Source organism: Gilvimarinus sp. F26214L (assembly GCF_054401055.1).
This window is the reverse complement of record NZ_JBTIYG010000007.1, coordinates 207,093-224,667: the sequence shown is the minus strand read 5'-3', so window position 1 is coordinate 224,667 and position 17,575 is coordinate 207,093. Positions and strand designations below refer to the sequence as shown.

The window sequence follows — 17,575 nt, the reverse complement described above, 5'->3', positions numbered from 1 at the left end:
AACCTGACTTGACGTCTAATACTATCCTCTGAGTGGAATGGAAGCTGGCGCGCAAACAGAGTGGCAAACCACTGCGATCAATCCGCCGGGGGCTGCCGCTTTCTTGTCTGGCCACAACTAAAGCGCCACTATAGCGAGCCATACACCGGGCCCGCCCCGCTGCCCGCAAGAACAACACGAGCATTCAATGGGACTTTCCGCAGCAGACCTCAGCGCCATCTGGCTCACCCTCAAACTCGCCGCAGTCACCACCGTCCTGCTGCTTTTGATCGGCACACCGGTCGCCTGGGCCTTGTCCCGCAGCCAGAGTTGGTGGAAGGGTCCGGTCAGCGCCATCGTCGCCATGCCGCTGGTATTGCCGCCCACAGTTCTCGGTTTTTATCTGCTCATCGCCATGGGGCCGGACGGCCCCGTCGGGCAACTCACCCAAAACCTCGGCATCGGGCTGCTGCCTTTTACCTTCTGGGGGCTGGTCATCGGCTCGGTCATCTACTCCATGCCCTTTGTGGTGCAGCCCATCCAGAACGCCATGGAAGCCATCGGCAACCGCCCCCTGGAAGTGGCCGCCACCCTGCGCGCCGGCCCGTGGGACCGCTTCTTCACCGTGGTACTCCCCCTCGCCCGCCCCGGCTTCCTTACCGCCACCATCCTCGGCTTTGCGCACACGGTTGGTGAGTTCGGCGTGGTGCTGATGATCGGCGGCAACATCCCGGAACAGACCCGCGTGGCCTCCGTGGCCATCTACGATCATGTTGAAGCTCTGGATTACACATCCGCCCACGGCCTCTCCGCCGTGCTGCTGGTGTTCTCCTTTGTGGTGCTGGTGGCCCTGTACAGCTTCAACCGCGACAACCGCGCGGGCGCAAACCTCAATTACGGGGTGAACCCGTCATGAACACGCCAGATCACGCAGAATTGCAAACCAATAACCACAAAAGAGAAATCGAACTGCGCTTTCTCCTCAACTATGCAGGAGCGAACACGCCCGGCTTCACCCTGGACGTGGACCTCACCATTCCCGGCCAGGGCATAACCGCCCTCTTCGGCCCCTCCGGTTCCGGCAAAACCACCCTGCTGCGCTGCATCGCCGGCTTGGAGCGGGCGCAACAGGGGCGCCTCATCGTTAACGGGCAAACATGGCAGGACGGCAGCAACTTTTTGCCCACGCACAAGCGGCCCCTGGGATACGTGTTTCAGGAGGCGAGCCTGTTTCCCCATCTCAGCGCCATGGGCAACCTGCAATACGCCATCAAACGCTCTGGCAACAATCGTTTTGGCAACAAGAACGAAAGCGCGGATCGTCTGGAGCACACCACGGCCCTGCTTGGAATCAGCCACCTGCTGGACCGCCGGCCCCACCAACTCTCCGGCGGCGAACGCCAGCGGGTCGCCATTGCCCGCGCACTGCTGATCGACCCCAAACTGCTGTTGATGGACGAACCCCTCGCGGCCCTGGACCTGGCCCGCAAGCAGGAAATCCTCCCCTATCTGGAAGCCCTGCACCGGGAACTGACCATCCCCATCCTTTACGTGAGCCACTCCCCGGACGAAGTGGCCCGCCTGGCGGACCACCTTGTGGCCATGGACCACGGCAAAGTCCTTGCCTCCGGCCCCTTGAGCGAAACCCTCGCCCGCATCGACTTCCCCATTCCCCTCGGCGCCGACACCGGCGTGGTATGGGAAGCGACTGTTAAAGATATCGACCCCCACTGGCACCTGGCCCGCGCAACATTCCAGGGCGGCGAACTCTGGCTGCGTGATAGCAATTTGCAGGTAAACCAGCACCTGCGCCTGCGTATCCTCGCCAACGACGTCAGCCTGGCCTTGCAGCACCACGCCGACAGCAGTATCTTGAATGTTTTACCCGCCACCGTGACGCAAATTGCCGACGGCGATGACGGCGCTACGCTGGTGCGACTGGATGTTCAGGGCTCACCGTTGCTTGCGAGAGTGACGAGGAAGTCGGTGGAGCATTTGGGGTTGGAGATTGGGAAAGGGGTTTGGGCGCAGGTTAAGTCGGTGGCGCTGGTTGGGTTAGGAGGTGAGTACCGCAGACGTCAACCGTGCTAGTAGGGAACGAACGATCTCATGCGCTGAACGTTTGAGGTGTCTCTTGGAAATACTTTTCAGAACATAGGGTAACTTTCACATGGAGATTCAGAAAACTTCTGTTTCGCACGCGCTAGAACAAGTCTTTAGGGAAGCCGGAAATTTTGTAGTAATCGGACTGTCTGGCCGAACCGGCTCTGGTTGCTCGACCGCCGCGGACATACTGTCATCTACAAATCTCCACCTTCCAGACGTAAGCCAATCACATTACGAAGGCAATGAGAGAAGGAAGTACCGAATCATAAAATCCTATATCGAGTCGAACTGGCACCCTTTCCGTTGGCTTCAGGTAAGGGCAGTCATAACCAGATACATACTGACGCTGAACTACAAAAGCTTTCTGGTCAATTTATCAAACATACTTGGAATCGAACGATCAGCGATAACAAAAGAACTAGAGCCGTTTCGGCCCACTTACAACGAGGCCCATGACCGAATCAACGAATACCTGAATCTTCCAGAGCGTTCACCGGAAGAAATAGATCTCAAAAAAGAGGCCGCTTTTGAGATCTATTTCAACTGGCTGCCCCAGTTCTCTAATGAACTCAGAGATCAACTGAAGAAACTATCGCAAAACGCGTATACCCGATTCTACCAAGCCGTTGGCGACAACATCAGAAGCTCAGGCAAGCCAGCGTCGAGAACTTTCAATTCGAATCGAACGTTTGACTTGGCGATAACCATAAACAAGGTCATAAAATCGGCTCGATACGTGTCCCGCAAAAACAATGAACCTTGCTATATCCTAATTGATGCTATTAGGAATCCGTATGAAGCCATCTATTTCAAAGAAAGGTACGCTGATTTCTACTTAGTGTCTATCAACACTAGCAATGACAACAGGCTTTCTCATCTTCGCAAAAGTCACAAATTTAGCGAGTCTCAAATTTCGGAGCTCGATAATAAAGAGTACCCCAAAAAACTAACTGGCCACGCGAAATTCGTTTCTCAAAACGTTCAAAAGTGTATCGAACTTTCTGACATTCACATCAACAATCCACGGACCGACCAATTCGGTCATAGCGAACTGAGATGCCAACTCGCCTGGTATGTCACACTGATACTTCATCCAGGGTTAATAATGCCTACCGCAATTGAAAGATGCATGCAAATAGCGGCAAGCGCAAAACTAAATTCCGGATGCATATCTCGACAGGTTGGAGCTATCGTCACTGACCAAAACTATTCCGTTAAAGCAATAGGATGGAACAATTCTCCACAAGGACAAGTCCCATGCCTCCTTAGAAGTGCAGAAGACTTAATCAATGGGTCCGATGAGGAAGCTTATAGTACATACGAGAAAAACGATGAGAAGTTTAGAGAGGCTTTACTCGACAAATACGAGCCATACAAATGCTCCAAGCTTTTGAACGGAAGAAACCTATCGTTTTGCTTCAAAGATTTGAAAAACGAGGTTGATAACGACAAGAACCAAGTTCACACACGGTCTCTCCATGCGGAAGAGAATGCGTTTCTCCAGATCACGAAGTATGGAGGGCAGAAAGTAAACGGTGGAATTCTGTTTACAACGGCAAGCCCATGTGAACTTTGCTCAAAAAAGGCATATCAGCTAGGAATAACAGAAGTCATATACATCGATCCTTACCCTGGAATTGCGAATGAACATACTCTTTCTATTGGCAAACATTCACCCAAGCTAACGCTTTTCAGAGGCGCAGTTGGAGAAGCTTACCACAAGCTATATAGGCCTATCATGCCTTACAAGGACGAACTTGAAACGCTTCTTGGTCTGAAGGAGAAGGCAAATCAAAAGGAAATAAAATTGAAAAATCTTGAGACTGAGAATATAAGACTCCGCGAAGAGATAGAACGGCTTAAACATGGATCACGCGAGACCAATTGAAAAACGTGTAACAAAAAGGGGACAGATCTATTTTTATATTTTTCTTTCACTTTCTTGTACTCGGCAAGGCCGACCGCGAAGGAGATATTTGGCAGCTTCTGTAAACCACTTGTCACACGACGAAGAGGGGCGAGCCCATTCGTCCTTAGTCCACAGGCCCGCGTTAGGACAATGCCATGCAGCCCAGACATGATGATGAGGATAGCGCCTTTGCAAAGCAGGAAATCGCAGTGTTCCGGAATTTACTGAAAGGTCTTGGACTGACCTTTGCCATTTTTGTTGGCGTCACAGCGGGAAATCTGGCCAGCAACTACATTATGGTCAGATCGGCAGCATTGGCGCTCGAACGGGAAACTGAGAAGCTGAGTTTGGAAACCCAGGAGCGCATTAAGCGTAGCCGCGAACGAACTGCACAACAACAACGCGCTGCGGCCGAACGCCGGGAACAGCAAGAGAAAGACAGGGCAGAACGTCTTCAGCGTCAGCGCGCAGCTGCGGCAAGGAAGGCTCAGTTGAATAGTACCTGCGATTTCTGGATTGCTGAGTATCGTAAATCTCGCAGCAGTTACGATCAGGCTCAGCGCGATGTCGCCTGCCGAGCGGCGGGACGACCATTCAACTAACTAAATGATTTATTTCCCCAGAACAAATGGGTCGCTATGAAATTACTGTACGTCACGTTGATAACTTCTTCCATCGTCGCTCTGTCGGCCTGCTGGAATGAATCATCCTCGGACGACTCTCCCGCGCCAGCTCCCGAACCCGAGACCGTCGATGAGTGCGAACCCCAGTTTCGCACGTCAGGCGATCCGACTTCCCTCTACGATGTCGAGAACTACAGTTCGTGCGACGCGAGCGATCTGAGCATGACGGGTTTGTGGCTTATAATTTCGGACTACTGGACTACGACGGACACCTATGATGTTCAGCAACAGCAAAGGATGACAATGGTCATTGGAGAGAACAATGCTGGCCATCTAAACGCAAGCATCTGCAACAGAGATCAAACGCTCAGGAATTTCCCGCTTTCAGCAGGAGACAGCGAACTGATCATTCACGACCAGTATGCACGAGCCGATGTCAGCCTGAGCATTGTGAACAACGTACTTATGCAGGGAGAACATTTATCAAGCGCTGAAACCATCGTCCAGCGAAGTACAGTAACCGCGGTAAAGATCGATGATGCTGCTAGAATCGGCTGGCTAGACCTTGACTTTACTCTCGACGGTTACACCTCCAGCGAGAGAAACCTCAATGTTGAATGTTTCGCGCAGCGTTCGGGACGACTTGAGATTATCCCGTATTCAATTCATTTCGAGGGGGAGTCGGCCGTTTTCGTTACCACGGTGGACAATAACGGAACGGACGAAGAGCTTCTCGCCAGTACTTTCACACCCGTTGACCCGAACCGGGAGATTGAGGTCAACTTACATTTCTTCCCCAGCGGATCGGAGATCGAAGGCGAAGAAACAGGCAATACCAGCGTGACATACCTGGAGAATACGAACAGCTCTGTCATCCTAGCCGCTGACGTAATCGATGATGGTTCGCCCAATGATTTTGCATCATTTGAGCTTAGGATAAGTCTTTAACCGCAATGCAATGTTGGGCGACGTAAAGGATAGATCTGTTTTTCTACCTCGGCGCAGAGCCGGGCTTATCCTACGCAATTACGAATCGCATTGTTGGCTGCAGAAACGCAGGATCTCAAAGGATCAGCGCTCTGCATAATGATAACGAGGAGGACAGATACGATATGTCTCAGCTGCGGAGTATAAGGGTACGGCTTGTCAGGTTCGCATTGGAAGAATGCGACATGGACCGAGATCGAGCCGCCAGCCACGCAGAGAAAGAATACAGAAAGCACGTGTGTCGAGAGGTCTCATTCGGAGAATACCAAGATATAGCCGAGCTCACCGATAAGGTTTACGCGGACATGGTCGCGAAAGCGAAACAAAAGATCGCCAAGAATGCCGAGACATACAGGAACCGCAAATAGACGCCCGCAACAAGCGGAGAACAGAGCGGTCATTATAGTCAAGTCAACCGCCTTGGCGCTGAACGGGGGACCAAAAAACTGCGTTTGGAAACGCAGGAGCGTCCTCGTCGCAGCGACCAACGAGCCACCCCACAACAACGCGCTGCGGCCGAACGCCAGGAACAGCAAAAGAAGGGCCGAGCAGAAGACATTCAAATTTCGCTGACGATTTCCAGGAATTCATGATGGAACAGAACTGCCCATTTTGCTCAACTACAGAGCATGTAGTGCAACGTTCTCTGCCCTTTAATACTTTGGCTCATCTTCGCATGGATAGTTTTCCTATCTCTCTAGGCCACTTGTTGATCGTTCCGAATCGTCATGCCGCCGACCTATTCGACCTTACAAGCGCCGAACAACACGCAATCATGGACCTAGTGGAGCAGGGGAAACGATGGCTAGAGCAGCGCTACCAGCCGGATGGCTACAATATCGGTATTAACTGCGGTAAGGCGGCCGGTCAGACGGTGATGCATATGCATTGTCACCTTATTCCCAGGTATACCGGTGATCAAAAGGATCCGCGAGGCGGGGTGCGGTGGATCTTTCCTGAAAAAGCCGATTATTGGGGCAGCCGATGGGCCTGCTCGACTATGAGAAGCGCTTCTCTGCGCTACGCATGAACGTGGCCAAAGGGAACAAGAGCCCCCATAAGGTAGCTTTGTTGCTGGCCATAATAGAGCTCATTGAGTCGCGCGATGTCCCTGTTAACCAATTTTACTTCGATGACAATCTGAAACGCCATTTCACCAAATGCTTCGAGCGGCTGGCCTCTTCTTCAGACAGAAACAACCCCCACCTCCCATTCTTTCATCTGCGGAGTGACGGTTTCTGGCACCACAAGAGTCGACCTGGGCGGCGTGAGAGCTATCAGCTAAACAACCTTGACGAACCGTCTATTCGGAAGATAATTCAACCCGAACGCGGTGGTTGGGACTGGCTTGAATGTGAGTTGCTGGTTGGCGACTACGTCACGATGCTGGAGAAGCAACTCGCGGGCTTCTCCTACAGCAAAACGGAGCATCGAAGGGCCCTGAAATTACAGTTGAGTAATCGTTCAGAAGGGTCCATCGAGTTTAAACATCAGAATGTGAGCGCGGTTCTTCTGGAGCTAGGGCTGCCCTACATTCCCGGATACAAGCCGGCGTTCAACTATCAGCAACAGCTCAAACACGTAGTTGTCTCCTATCTTGCGGGTCGCCAAAGCAACCTCGATGATATGGGTCTCGCTGCAGACAGATGGGCTCCGCTATCTGGCACCAGTCAGCTAACATGGAGTGCGGTGTTTGATCCAGAACCGCCGGAGCACATTCCGCAGGTTACGGAAAGCAAGCCTGGCTACCTGGCGAGCCGTATCGATTTTTCAGAACGTGAGCGCCGGAATCACCAGCTTGGTCAAAGTGCCGAGGAACTGGTCTTTAACCTGGAGAAGAAAAGGCTTGATGCTGAGGGGCGTTCAGATCTGGCCGAGGAGGTCGAATGGTCGAGTAGAGAACGTGGTGACGGGCTAGGCTATGATATTCGGTCTTTCGATGCGCTGCGTGAAGAGGAACGTTTTCTAGAAGTTAAAGCAACCAACTCGGGAAAATACCAGCCGTTCTTTATCAGTGAAAATGAGCGGGCTTTCTCCAATGACCATTCGCAGGCGTTTCTCCTTTACCGGGTTTACGAATTTTGCAGGGGACCCAGAGTATTCATCTTGCCGGGAGCGATTGAGAGCCACGTGCAGCTTTTGCCTCAAATCTATAAGGCGCGGTTCTAAAATCAAGCGCTTTGAGCGGGACAAATAGAATAATCAAGGGGACGGGACGGATTTATTTTTCCTCTTTCCCACGCAGAGCCAAGCACATCTCTACGTGCCTATGAATCACATTGTTTCAGGGGGAAAATTTGATTTGTACAACGCGGGCGATCGCCTGATAGGGGTAGCCTTGACTGAAGGCGATCCCACATCCTTCGCTCAAGAACTTCGTAACCGACTTTTCCAGATCGGAAAAGCCGGTTGTTGAGGTTACAACCTTGTATTCAGCTTTCTTCATCAGCGCCCAAGATGCGGCTGATTTAGTGATCGAGATATACCTCTTGAATTCCTACTTTCAAAGCCCTTGCCAGCAGAACCGCCTCTTCATCAGTAACGCGCCGGACTTGGGATTCGATCTTCGCAAGCGTTCCCCGGCTTACATCCCATGCAAGCAGATTGCAACGCGCCGCCAACTCCTCCTGGGTAATACCCTGAGCTTCTCGGATTCGTCTGATATTCGGACCTACTACGTTCATTCGTTGCTCCGCTAGCGGAGCTTGATTCTGGCAGGAAGATCTGCAAGAATTGCTCCGCTATCGGAACAACCTGCTTCAAGGAGGGAATTAACGTGGGGATTGCTAATACTGCGGGGCACGGTGGTGCTGACCGGCTCCTGGTCTTCTATGACGATTACGTCGAGTTCCAGGAAAGCTGCTCGTTTAAGGCCACAGCCTCAAGAGTCGCCGTGGCCCGAGTAATACTTTGTTCCGATGGATGATGGTCGCAATGTCGCCATAATCCCGTGTTTGGAAGTTTAGATCCCTGTCGAACGCAAAGGATTGAATACCATGTCAATCTCCCAGTTTCCCGTGATTGCCGGCGGCTCATCCGGAAAGCCTCTTCGTTGCGCGCCGGACGTCTATCCCATTCATCAAGAGCTGGTCAAAGCCGGCTCTCGAGGTAGCCATTGGGCTCGACAAGTTACCAAGGAACTAGAAGCCGTCAGCGCCGGTCGCCTTTCACGGTACGGTAGCCGGTGTCAACTGTTGACCGGCGGGACCAGGCGGCATGTGCTCGCTTTCGATGGGGTAACTTTTGTACTGGATGGTCATAGCAAAGGCCTGTATGTGTTAACGGGAGTGGAGTTTCAGTCTGGCGGCACCTTAGATGCAGCTAGGAAAACCTTGAAGACCCACGCCTCGGTCGACGTTGCGCCACCAATAGCAACCACCTTGAGCTCAAAAGGCGAAGCGTTCTTGAAGAGCATCGAGGTGTTAAGGCTAAAGCCTTATGACGATCAGTCTGGTGAATCAATCGACGCTTGGGTAAATGGCGCCACGGTGGGCTACGGGCACCTTATTCCGAAGTCGGAATGGACATTATTCAAGAACGGTGTTACCGCAGCGCAGGCTGAAACCCTGTTTCGTGGCGATCTGTCCCCCTTTGTTGATGCGGTTAGTAAACACGTTAGTACACCGCTGAACACCCATCAGTTCGACGCGCTGGTTATATTGGCGTTCAACATCGGAATCTCGGCTTTTTCAGAATCGTCGGTCGTAGCACTGATTAATGACCCACACGCGACCACGCCTTATGCCAGTATTGAACAAGCCTGGAAGGCATGGCGAAAGTCGCAAGGTGCGGTGAATCGGGGATTGGTTAACCGAAGAGCTGCCGAGTGGAGAATTTATACCAAGGGGGTATACCAGCGATGGTGAATCACGTCAGCCGCTTCAAAACCCAGCCACCTGTCCGTCTAACCTGGCTTCTTTTGCTAATTTTGTTCGGTGGTTGTACCCCTGAATCGCAGGCTTGTACGGGCGTGCCCGTGGAGCAGTATTTCGGCGCCTATAAGGTAGAGAGCGTCGAGCAGTATCGCGGTGGTCTTACGAGTGCGGAGCAGGCGCAACAGCGAATCGGAAGAATGGTCTTGGTTTCTGCTGAGAAGATGATCAGCGACTTCGCATCAATTGAGAACCCTCGATATGAAGTTAAATGCTATCCAAACACTCCGGAAGGAGAGGTACCAAATCGAAAGTTGAGCACATTCTATGGCCTAGGCCAGCAGCGCGAGTCAGTCGATGTTTTGCAGGTATATGCTGAGGGGGACAAGGAAGGCGAGCCGTCATACTACTTTGAGATCATAGAAGGCGGTTTATGGGAGCTGTTCGATGGTTGGGTTTACCAATTGGAACCTGAAGGATAGAAGCCGAACATGCGAAGGCCTAGCATTCAACTCCTCCCCCCGCTCAATGCTCACTGAGGCGCTTCTCCCGCAGCCGCCCGCGACCCCGCAACGCCAAGGAACTAACATGGAAGTAGACGTTTTTGAAAGAAGTACCAGTAATGATCGAACCATCAATGCGGCCGCCTACAATGTCATCATGGGCTTGACGCTCTGTTGGGGGTTCGCCGTGAACTGGTTGATGGTTGCCAAAATCGACCCGCAAATGATAACGGAGATCATCCCCTGGTGGATGTTCTTTGTCGGGTACTTCGCTTCGTGCTTCTTTGGTGTTTACCTCTTCAACGGATCTGACAATCCACTCGTTAGCTTCGTCGGCTACAATTTTGTAGTGCTTCCGTGATTATAAATCTGGTAGTAAGTCAATACGATGCCAATCTCGTACTGGAAGCAGTACGAGTCACGGGGCTGGTCACCGTCGGTATGATGTTCCTGGGGAGCATGTTCCCTGACTTTTTCGCGAGAATATCCGTGGCGCTAGCGGTCGCGTTGCTTCTTGCCATAGTTGTGCAACTTGTCCATTTATTCATCCTCGGTTTTTATCCCGAGGTGGTCGACTGGATATTGGTGTTGATTTTCTGTGGCTACATCGGTTTCGACTGGGGGCGGGCCAATCAGATTCCCAGGACACTGGACAATGCAGTGGACAGTGCTGCGGCCCTGTACATGGATATTATCAATCTGTTCCTCCATATTCTCAGGATAATGGGCCGCAAATAAAGGGACGCGAAAGTAACCCGCCAATGTTGAACGGCTCTCGTTGAGCGAACAGAGGTTTATGCCCTAGGCGAGGCGGCAACCCGGGTTTGTTCGCCGGTAATACCGCCACGACCTATCCCACCTGTATTCCCGCTTCTACCCAGCCTTCCACGTGCTACTACCCTGCCCCCGTTCTGTATGTTTCCTGATGTTCGCATAAGTCCACTACCCTGTTCGTATCAGCCCTGGCCCGGCCGTGAAGCTGGTGGAAAACTGTGCCAGCATCAACTCACGCAAGAGGGCTTCTTATGCGATTCTCGGGGATAGGCTCCAAACTGGTTTTGATATTTCTCACCTCGCTCTTCCTGACCGCCTGCGGAGGCGGGGGCAGTAGCAGTAGTCCACCTGTGGCCACTTCACAGCCGCCCGGTTCGGACGATTCGGGCGATTCATCGGATTCAGATGATCCATCAGATCACGACGATCCTCCCGCGCCGCCCGAAGCCCCGAGTGTCAGCCTCACTCCACAGCCGATCAAATCCTTTCTATTCAGTTGGGATGCTGTGGATGGTGCCACGCAGTACCGCCTCCTGGAGAATCCGGATGGTCAATCGGGCTTTGTCGAGGTGGCGATCCTTGAGGAAGGAACCGCGGAGTATCGCCACGAGGTATTCCTGCCCTCGCGGGTGAGCGCCAGCTACATACTGCAGGCGTGCAATGACGTTGATTGCACCGATTCAGCGCCGGTGATGGTGGATGGCAGCCTTGCCGAGGCGGCGGGCTACATAAAAGCATCCAACACCCACATGATCGGCGACGGATTCACTGATGTAGCGGACGATTTCGGCCATGCTGTAGCACTGTCGGCTGATGGCTCAACTCTCGCGGTCGGCGCTTACGGGGAGGACGGTGCCGGCGCAGGGGTCAACGGCGATCAGCATGACCACAGCGCGATGGGTAACGGCGCGGTCTATGTTTTTCGTCGCGAAGCCGGGGTTTGGCAGCAGCATGCGTACCTGAAAGCCTCGGTACCCGCCAATACCTACCGGTTCGGCTATTCGCTGGCCCTCTCTGCGGATGGACGCACACTCGCTGTAGGCGCGGAGCGGGATCATACGGCGGTCCGTGAAAGCGGAAGCGTTTACGTGTTCGTTCTGGATGAATCGGGCTGGCGGGAGGAGGCCTTGCTGAAAACCTCAAATGCCGATGTTGGGGATTACTTCGGCACAGCCCTTGCCCTCTCCTCGGACGGCAACCGACTGGCTGCAAGCTCCCCACGAGAGGACAGCGATGGAAACGACAACAGTGACAACAGCGTTAGCAACAGCGGTGCGGTTTACATCTTTGATCGGGTAGATGGAAGCTGGACAGAACAGGCTTTGCTCAAAGCACCCAACCCCGATGCAGAGGATCACTTCGGATCGTCACTCGCCCTATCGGTCGACGGACTCGTATTGGGAGTTACGGCCCGAGGCGAAGACAGCGACGCCCGGGGTGTAGACGACACGGAAAAACTCGCTGACAACAGCGCTGAGGACAGTGGTGCAGCTTACGTGTTCGAGTTCGACGCAGAAAGCGGCTGGGCCTTCAAAAACTATTTGAAGGCCTCCAACTCCGAAGCCGGCGACCAGTTTGGTTCAAGCCTCGCCCTGTCCGGCGATGGACAGACCATGGTGGTCGGGGCCACTCTGGAAGACAGCAGCGCCACCGGCGTCGACGGAGATCAAACCTACAATTCCGCCGTTTACAGTGGTGCGGCCTATGTCTTCGTCCGAAACGCGGACGGTTGGCAGCAGCAGGCCTACCTGAAGGCCTCCAATTCCCAGAACAACGATCACTTCGGGTCCGCCGTGGCGCTGTCCGACGATGGGAGTACACTGGTGATCGGCGCTCCCGACGAAGATGGCGCCACCACAGGTTTAAATGGTGATGAGTACGACGACCAGTCGAATATGAACAGCGGAGCAGTATACGGCTTTGTAAGAAGCGATGGCGTATGGCAACAGTTCAGCTATGTGAAAGCATCGAACACAGGAGGTTGGGATTACTTCGGCGGCGCTTTGGCTTTATCGGCCGATGCTACAACGCTGGCAGTTGGGGCCAAAGGTGAAGACAGCGCGGCGACAGGGATTGGTGGAGATCAGGAGGACAACGGTGCAGAAAAGAGTGGAGCGGTTTATCTTTACTGATGACTAGCGCCTTCCCGGGGTGGGCTGCCTGCACAGCGATGGACATGGTCCAAGGGAAAGCTCTGCAGTCACCCACCTACCTCTTATCCAGTTAAAATCCATCCTGGTGCTGAAATCGAATTTCCACCGGAACTCGTCGGAAATGGCCCGCGAAAACACATGTGTGCTGTGAGCCCGGTGGAAACAGGATCGAGTTTATCTGGAGCGGTGGCTAGCCGGCAATATCCCCTTAGTGCCAGCTACTGAGCAAATGGAACAGTCCATCATCCAAGAGCTCGTAGCTGTACTTCTTAATGTTGCTCAAATCCCAGATTCCATCCAGATCTGTGTCTTCACGACCTCTCTCCATCAAAAGGTTGCCGTGCTGGTCGTAGTTGCGCTCTACCATGGATCGACCCGACAGAACACCTTCAGCCAACTCTTCCCGCAGCTGTTCCACCACCCTTCCGTTATCATCAAATTCGAACGTGTCTGTTCTTACAACATCGAAATCTGAATCGGAATCATTATCAAGGTGGGAGATTACCTTTTCGGCACGACCTTTATCGTCATAGGTGATTTCTCGCAGCTCCTGTTCATCAATCACATCGTCGCCATCGCTGTCATCACTGTATCGATAACTTACTAGCCGTCCGCTGGATGATTGACTGTAATTATAGGTGTATGTGTGCACCCTCGTGGAGTCTGGATTTCCATCGTCGTTATTATCGATTGAGACTCTCTGCTCCACGATATTACCTGCATCATCGTAGCTGCGCGTGGTGGTGGTTATTTTGCTCGATGTCCACGTGTCGTGCGAGTCCGTGAACACGTTTTCTACTTCCCGGCCTTCCGTGTCATATCGGTAGATATAGGCCTGGGTGCCCTCGAAGGATCCGTCATTGTCGCTGTCGGTTTTATCCTCGCGGGCGAGCAAGAGTCCGGTATCAGGGTCGTAGGTGTAGGTCTCTTCTCTTACGCTGGCGGGCGTTTCAGTACCCACGGCGCCGAAATGCTGGGAAAGCTGGGTTACACGACCATTTTCATCGTAACTCCAGCGAGATTTTACCCAGTCTGTACTGCTTCGTGATTCCCTGTAGATCCGGTGCCCCTGCTCGCTCCATTGGTTGGTGGTGATAACCGTGGACTCGGGTACACCGTCCGCGTGTTCGTCGGTTTCACTTCGGGTTTCAACAACACGCCCAAAATCATCGTAACTCGTAGTCGACGTGTAGAGATCATCTGTAGCGCCATCCGCGTCGGTGTCCTCGTGACGCTCCTGGCTTACTAATCGTCCCCTGGGGTCATAGCTGTATTCGAGGACCGTGTCGAAGTTGCCGGTGTCTCCCACGTCGATGCTGAAAGCGAGCTTGAAACCAAGCGCGTCATAATCATAGACGTCACGCCTCTCGACACTGCCATCCTCACCGAAGTCGGTGACCAACTCCGACAGCGCGTGAGCCGGTACAGTGATGGAAAGCTGCTCATACAAGGAAGGGAGGGCCGCGGAAGCGTTGATCTCGTACCAGGGGCCCGTTGCTGCTCTGAGATCAGAGAATTCATCGGTTTCGTAGAATAAGAAGACGTGCTCGTCAAAGCTCAGAGAAGCTCGGGCCAGCGTCTGGTTCCACTCACCGACGTCCAGGCCATTGGCGGGGTCGCCGTCCTTGTCCAGCAGAAGGAGAAAGAACGTGATGTTGGAAGCGCGGTCAAAGTCCGTAACCGCTTCGCTTTCAAGGTAATTGCGAATCGCCAGTTCGGTATCGGGAGGTGACATACCGAAGAAGTCGAATGGAGTGATCTGCTTCGCACCCGGCGCGGCCCCCAGTACTATGCCACCAACTGAAAAGGTGACGGTTTCACCGGGTACGAATTGAAACTCGCCACGAGCGTTTGTCACACCGGTATGGCTGGTTGATTCGTACTGCAGGCCTTCTATGGGGCCAGGCAGGAATGTGCCGGTCTCCGTTTGCGGCTGTGAGTTCGCCATCGCGTCGTTGACCACACTGCTCCCGCCGCTGCTGCAGGCACCGAGCAAGGATGCGGTTATCAGAGCCGCTAAAGAAAAAGTTAATTGGATGGTGGGTTGTACGAGCCTTTTCATTGAATTTTTCCTTTTCCCTGTGTCAGCCAACTGGCTGTTCTAACATGCTACGCCCTTGTCGTGTTTCACATTGGTGAATTACCCCTCACCAGAATTCTGCGAAAGCAATGGCAGGCTACGGCGGATAGCGTTCGGTAAGATAAACGAAGATTGGTACGGCGGGCTCTTGATCAGCGTCACAGCATCACCGCATAGGACTTTGCAACAGCAGCGAGGCGCAATGGAGCTCTGGCGCGAGAATAGGATTAAATGACTCGAATATCAACGGCAAGGTGCAATCGGAGACTTCTTTGCGACAAAGTTAACGCTTTTGTCTGATCAAAATTGTAGGGCTTCCGGGCCATTACTGGCTATGAAGTGACAACGGCAGCTACGCATTACCGAAACGTCGGGGACACGCATTGTACTTCGATGCGCAGCTGGCAAAACGTACGTAGTAGGCCCCTGGCCGCTTGCGTGGCCTATGTGGACCTCAATCCCATACGCGCCAAGATGGCCATCAGCCCGGAAACGTCCGAGCACACCTCCATTCAAAAGCGTATCGCGGCCTGGCGGCATTCATCGCAACAACCCAACTCTTTAATGCCCTTCGTGGGAAATCCCCGCGAACCGATGCCGAAAGGCCCACCCTTTCGTCTCGATGACTATCTACAGCTCGTCGACTGGTCCGGAGTTCCGATTCAAATCCAAGGTCGGCGGTTGGCATCGCCTGAAGATGGCCTATCGCAACCTCGGCTATCGACGAACGCCTGGCTTGAGAACCTGCAAGCAGCTCTTATAGCCAACCATTTCCCTTCCTGTCAATGCGGCCCGAATGGAATCTGTCCCCCGCGACTTCTCGGCCCATCGGACCATAGCGCATTGGGTATTCTTCCCCATTGCCGACGACATCATGGCTACGTTCCACTTCATGCCAAGCCGCCTGCTCGGTCTTCCCCGCTCGGAGCTGGACAAACGGGCCAGCGTTGCTCCCATGTACGACTTGATGGAGAAGATCATCAACAGTATAGAACTGGAGCTCTCACCTGATGCCAAGGCGCAGCAAGCCCGCGCCCTGGCCGGGCTGACCGATACCAGTTTGGTGAAGGAGTACCCTCCCTTGAAATGGGACAAGGCCGCTCCGGGTGCCGAATTGAGATACCTCAGCAATAACACCACCTGATCGCCAACCCGCACCCGGGCGCTGAGATATTGCTTTGCCTAGCCTGTCTGTCCGACTTATTTCTTGCTATCAATCGGACTTATCTTGTACCGGCTTTCCCACAATGACCCACCGCGGGAGTCCAGCTTGTTCACCCAGCGACTCTGCCGGCCGGCCAAGCGCTCCATCAGTCTTCCAATGCTGCCAATCTCGTCGTTCGCACCAACTATCAAGTAACGTGATTGGTCATCAGGCAATAGCTGTAAACCTCAAGCCCCTGTTCCTTCTTCCATTCCGCGAGGTTTTCCAGGTAGTAGCAATAATCCTTGTCTTGCACAAACACCGCCTGCGGCAACCCAGGTAAAATGACTCGTGTGCCCGCGTTGGCATCATCACTCCTTGTAGTTTTTCCTTTGTTTTCACTGGCTCCATGCGTTCTGAGGAGAAAAGATTTTGTCGCCATTTTGTGCTTCTTGCTGACCTACGGGTAGCGCTGAGTTGAAAAATAATTCTGTCCCCTTTCTTCACGCGTTGGCATCATCACCCCTTGTAGTTTTTCCTTTGTTTTCACTGGCTCCATGCGTTCTGAGGAGAAAAGATTTTGTCGCCATTTTGTGCTTCTTGCTGACCTACGGGTAGCGCCGAGTTGAAAAATAATTCTGTCCCCTTTTTTCCAATCACTCCTTGTAGTTTTTCCTTTGTTTTCACTGGCTCCGTGCGTTCTGAGGAGAAAAGATTTTGTCGCCATTTTGTGCTTCTTGCTGACCTACGGGTAGCGCTGAGTTGAAAAATAATTCTGTCCCCTTTTTTCTGCTGTTGCCAATTTGTGCTTCTTGTTTACCTAGGGGTAGCGCTGAGTTGAAAAATAATTCTGTCCCCTTTCTTCGTTCCATTGGTGCTCAGCAGACCTGCTCTTGATTAATAGTGCGATGTGCGTCATCTTTTGTTAATCGCCGTCGATGAAGGCACATACTGATCGAACTTCTTTTCCCAGCCAATTATAAGCTTTCGCGAATCGCTCTCAGGACAATTTAATAAAACCTGGGCACAACTTTTTGAACCGCGATCAAGCACATATAGGTTTGCGATGCTTTCCCATGGAAGCAAACAAGAGAAGAGTCCGAAACTATAGATGTAAATCCCCTCGCGGCTTACGGTAATCGCTGAAGCATACGAATTGTCATTAAAGTAAACAAAATCCTGAAGCGGAGGGTTGCTATCCAAATCTACATCACCAACCGGAATAGATTTTCCACTTTTCGCAAGAAACCGCTTTAGAGCTTGCCCCCTCAATGTTGAATACAACAGCACAAGAAACCCATAGGAAAAACAGACCGCAGCTCCCGCTGAGAAAGCAAGGAATAGGCTCCCGGTTTTTTGGTAACCCCAAAAGACCGCCGCGCAACACAATACAAACGCGGCAGATCGATATAGCCACTTCTTCTCTACTTCAATTCGCACAGCGT

At 52.8% G+C, this 17,575-nt stretch carries 19 protein-coding genes; 13 read left to right on the top strand and 6 right to left on the bottom strand.

Features of this window, described 5'->3' with window-relative positions; all coding sequences use genetic code 11:
• The first annotated feature begins 187 nt into the window (after nucleotides 1–187).
• From modB to ACURWW_RS10250, 7 genes are all read left to right on the top strand, one after another.
• On the top strand, nucleotides 188–895 hold the full coding sequence (gene modB / locus ACURWW_RS10280) for a molybdate ABC transporter permease subunit (protein WP_445618276.1): 708 nt from the start codon (nucleotides 188–190) through the stop codon (nucleotides 893–895).
• Nucleotides 892–2,070: a molybdenum ABC transporter ATP-binding protein gene (modC, locus tag ACURWW_RS10275; RefSeq protein WP_445618277.1), complete on the top strand. Its 1,179-nt coding sequence runs from the start codon at nucleotides 892–894 to the stop codon at nucleotides 2,068–2,070. Before modB ends, modC begins: the two co-directional genes overlap by 4 nt.
• A gap of 79 nt (nucleotides 2,071–2,149) precedes the next feature.
• On the top strand, nucleotides 2,150–3,973 hold the full coding sequence (locus ACURWW_RS10270; protein WP_445618278.1) for an anti-phage dCTP deaminase: 1,824 nt from the start codon (nucleotides 2,150–2,152) through the stop codon (nucleotides 3,971–3,973).
• A 176-nt stretch (nucleotides 3,974–4,149) separates the two neighbouring features.
• Nucleotides 4,150–4,596 carry a hypothetical protein gene (locus ACURWW_RS10265; protein WP_445618279.1) on the top strand — a complete coding sequence of 149 codons (447 nt, stop codon included), beginning with the start codon at nucleotides 4,150–4,152 and terminating at the stop codon, nucleotides 4,594–4,596.
• Between the two features lie 36 nt (nucleotides 4,597–4,632).
• Entirely contained in the window at nucleotides 4,633–5,565 is a 933-nt protein-coding gene (locus ACURWW_RS10260) for a hypothetical protein (RefSeq protein ID WP_445618280.1), read from the top strand.
• Nucleotides 5,566–6,193: 628 nt separating this feature from the next.
• On the top strand, nucleotides 6,194–6,634 hold the full coding sequence (locus ACURWW_RS10255) for an HIT family protein (protein ID WP_445618281.1): 441 nt from the start codon (nucleotides 6,194–6,196) through the stop codon (nucleotides 6,632–6,634).
• A complete protein-coding gene (locus tag ACURWW_RS10250) occupies nucleotides 6,589–7,773 on the top strand; it encodes a DUF3883 domain-containing protein (protein WP_445618282.1) in 1,185 nt (394 codons plus the stop codon). Before ACURWW_RS10255 ends, ACURWW_RS10250 begins: the two co-directional genes overlap by 46 nt.
• Nucleotides 7,774–7,888: 115 nt before the next feature.
• Here the strand turns inward: ACURWW_RS10250 and ACURWW_RS10245 are convergent, their stop codons facing one another.
• Nucleotides 7,889–8,050 carry a DUF1737 domain-containing protein gene (locus tag ACURWW_RS10245; protein WP_458618484.1) on the bottom strand — a complete coding sequence of 54 codons (162 nt, stop codon included), beginning with the start codon at nucleotides 8,048–8,050 and terminating at the stop codon, nucleotides 7,889–7,891.
• A gap of 22 nt (nucleotides 8,051–8,072) precedes the next feature.
• Nucleotides 8,073–8,288: a helix-turn-helix domain-containing protein gene (locus ACURWW_RS10240; RefSeq protein WP_445618283.1), complete on the bottom strand. Its 216-nt coding sequence runs from the start codon at nucleotides 8,286–8,288 to the stop codon at nucleotides 8,073–8,075.
• Between the two features lie 312 nt (nucleotides 8,289–8,600).
• On the opposite strand from ACURWW_RS10240, the gene ACURWW_RS10235 reads away from it, so the two are divergent.
• From ACURWW_RS10235 to ACURWW_RS10215, 5 genes are all read left to right on the top strand, one after another.
• Nucleotides 8,601–9,470 (top strand): lysozyme, encoded by an 870-nt coding sequence (locus ACURWW_RS10235; RefSeq protein ID WP_445617169.1) that lies wholly within the window; start codon nucleotides 8,601–8,603, stop codon nucleotides 9,468–9,470.
• Nucleotides 9,464–9,958: a hypothetical protein gene (locus ACURWW_RS10230; RefSeq protein WP_445617168.1), complete on the top strand. Its 495-nt coding sequence runs from the start codon at nucleotides 9,464–9,466 to the stop codon at nucleotides 9,956–9,958. The genes ACURWW_RS10235 and ACURWW_RS10230 overlap by 7 nt, the downstream gene beginning before the upstream one ends.
• A gap of 106 nt (nucleotides 9,959–10,064) precedes the next feature.
• Nucleotides 10,065–10,340, top strand: coding sequence for a hypothetical protein (locus ACURWW_RS10225; RefSeq protein WP_445617167.1), 276 nt, complete (start codon nucleotides 10,065–10,067; stop codon nucleotides 10,338–10,340).
• Complete coding sequence (locus ACURWW_RS10220; RefSeq protein ID WP_445617166.1) at nucleotides 10,337–10,717, top strand: Bax inhibitor-1 family protein; 381 nt, start codon at nucleotides 10,337–10,339, stop codon at nucleotides 10,715–10,717. The genes ACURWW_RS10225 and ACURWW_RS10220 overlap by 4 nt, the downstream gene beginning before the upstream one ends.
• 386 nt (nucleotides 10,718–11,103) lie before the next feature.
• Entirely contained in the window at nucleotides 11,104–12,885 is a 1,782-nt protein-coding gene (locus tag ACURWW_RS10215; protein ID WP_445617165.1) for a histidine kinase, read from the top strand.
• Between the two features lie 229 nt (nucleotides 12,886–13,114).
• Here ACURWW_RS10215 and ACURWW_RS10210 read toward each other — a convergent pair whose 3' ends face one another.
• Entirely contained in the window at nucleotides 13,115–14,968 is a 1,854-nt protein-coding gene (locus ACURWW_RS10210) for a hypothetical protein (protein WP_445617164.1), read from the bottom strand.
• An 814-nt stretch (nucleotides 14,969–15,782) separates the two neighbouring features.
• On the opposite strand from ACURWW_RS10210, the gene ACURWW_RS10205 reads away from it, so the two are divergent.
• Complete coding sequence (locus ACURWW_RS10205; protein ID WP_445617163.1) at nucleotides 15,783–16,130, top strand: hypothetical protein; 348 nt, start codon at nucleotides 15,783–15,785, stop codon at nucleotides 16,128–16,130.
• 208 nt (nucleotides 16,131–16,338) lie between these two features.
• On the opposite strand, the gene ACURWW_RS10200 is transcribed toward ACURWW_RS10205, so the two are convergent.
• The 3 genes from ACURWW_RS10200 to ACURWW_RS10190 all read right to left on the bottom strand — a co-directional run bounded on the left by ACURWW_RS10200 (nucleotide 16,339) and on the right by ACURWW_RS10190 (nucleotide 17,570).
• Nucleotides 16,339–16,572: a hypothetical protein gene (locus ACURWW_RS10200; protein ID WP_445617162.1), complete on the bottom strand. Its 234-nt coding sequence runs from the start codon at nucleotides 16,570–16,572 to the stop codon at nucleotides 16,339–16,341.
• A 241-nt stretch (nucleotides 16,573–16,813) separates the two neighbouring features.
• Nucleotides 16,814–17,002 carry a hypothetical protein gene (locus ACURWW_RS10195; protein WP_445617160.1) on the bottom strand — a complete coding sequence of 63 codons (189 nt, stop codon included), beginning with the start codon at nucleotides 17,000–17,002 and terminating at the stop codon, nucleotides 16,814–16,816.
• 43 nt (nucleotides 17,003–17,045) lie between these two features.
• Nucleotides 17,046–17,570 carry a hypothetical protein gene (locus ACURWW_RS10190; RefSeq protein ID WP_445617159.1) on the bottom strand — a complete coding sequence of 175 codons (525 nt, stop codon included), beginning with the start codon at nucleotides 17,568–17,570 and terminating at the stop codon, nucleotides 17,046–17,048.
• Between the last annotated feature and the right edge of the window lie 5 nt (nucleotides 17,571–17,575).

Excerpts from the sequence above, each read along its gene's own strand:
- modB (WP_445618276.1), top strand. The coding sequence starts at position 188 with ATGGGACTTTCCGCAGCAGACCTCAGCGCCATCTGGCTCACCCTCAAA.
- modC (WP_445618277.1), top strand. The coding sequence starts at position 892 with ATGAACACGCCAGATCACGCAGAATTGCAAACCAATAACCACAAAAGA.
- ACURWW_RS10270 (WP_445618278.1), top strand. The coding sequence starts at position 2,150 with ATGGAGATTCAGAAAACTTCTGTTTCGCACGCGCTAGAACAAGTCTTT.
- ACURWW_RS10265 (WP_445618279.1), top strand. The coding sequence starts at position 4,150 with ATGCAGCCCAGACATGATGATGAGGATAGCGCCTTTGCAAAGCAGGAA.
- ACURWW_RS10260 (WP_445618280.1), top strand. The coding sequence starts at position 4,633 with ATGAAATTACTGTACGTCACGTTGATAACTTCTTCCATCGTCGCTCTG.
- ACURWW_RS10255 (WP_445618281.1), top strand. The coding sequence starts at position 6,194 with ATGATGGAACAGAACTGCCCATTTTGCTCAACTACAGAGCATGTAGTG.
- ACURWW_RS10250 (WP_445618282.1), top strand. The coding sequence starts at position 6,589 with ATGGGCCTGCTCGACTATGAGAAGCGCTTCTCTGCGCTACGCATGAAC.
- ACURWW_RS10245 (WP_458618484.1), bottom strand. The coding sequence starts at position 8,050 with ATGAAGAAAGCTGAATACAAGGTTGTAACCTCAACAACCGGCTTTTCC.
- ACURWW_RS10240 (WP_445618283.1), bottom strand. The coding sequence starts at position 8,288 with ATGAACGTAGTAGGTCCGAATATCAGACGAATCCGAGAAGCTCAGGGT.
- ACURWW_RS10235 (WP_445617169.1), top strand. The coding sequence starts at position 8,601 with ATGTCAATCTCCCAGTTTCCCGTGATTGCCGGCGGCTCATCCGGAAAG.
- ACURWW_RS10230 (WP_445617168.1), top strand. The coding sequence starts at position 9,464 with ATGGTGAATCACGTCAGCCGCTTCAAAACCCAGCCACCTGTCCGTCTA.
- ACURWW_RS10225 (WP_445617167.1), top strand. The coding sequence starts at position 10,065 with ATGGAAGTAGACGTTTTTGAAAGAAGTACCAGTAATGATCGAACCATC.
- ACURWW_RS10210 (WP_445617164.1), bottom strand. The coding sequence starts at position 14,968 with ATGAAAAGGCTCGTACAACCCACCATCCAATTAACTTTTTCTTTAGCG.
- ACURWW_RS10205 (WP_445617163.1), top strand. The coding sequence starts at position 15,783 with ATGGAATCTGTCCCCCGCGACTTCTCGGCCCATCGGACCATAGCGCAT.
- ACURWW_RS10200 (WP_445617162.1), bottom strand. The coding sequence starts at position 16,572 with ATGGCGACAAAATCTTTTCTCCTCAGAACGCATGGAGCCAGTGAAAAC.
- ACURWW_RS10195 (WP_445617160.1), bottom strand. The coding sequence starts at position 17,002 with ATGGAACGAAGAAAGGGGACAGAATTATTTTTCAACTCAGCGCTACCC.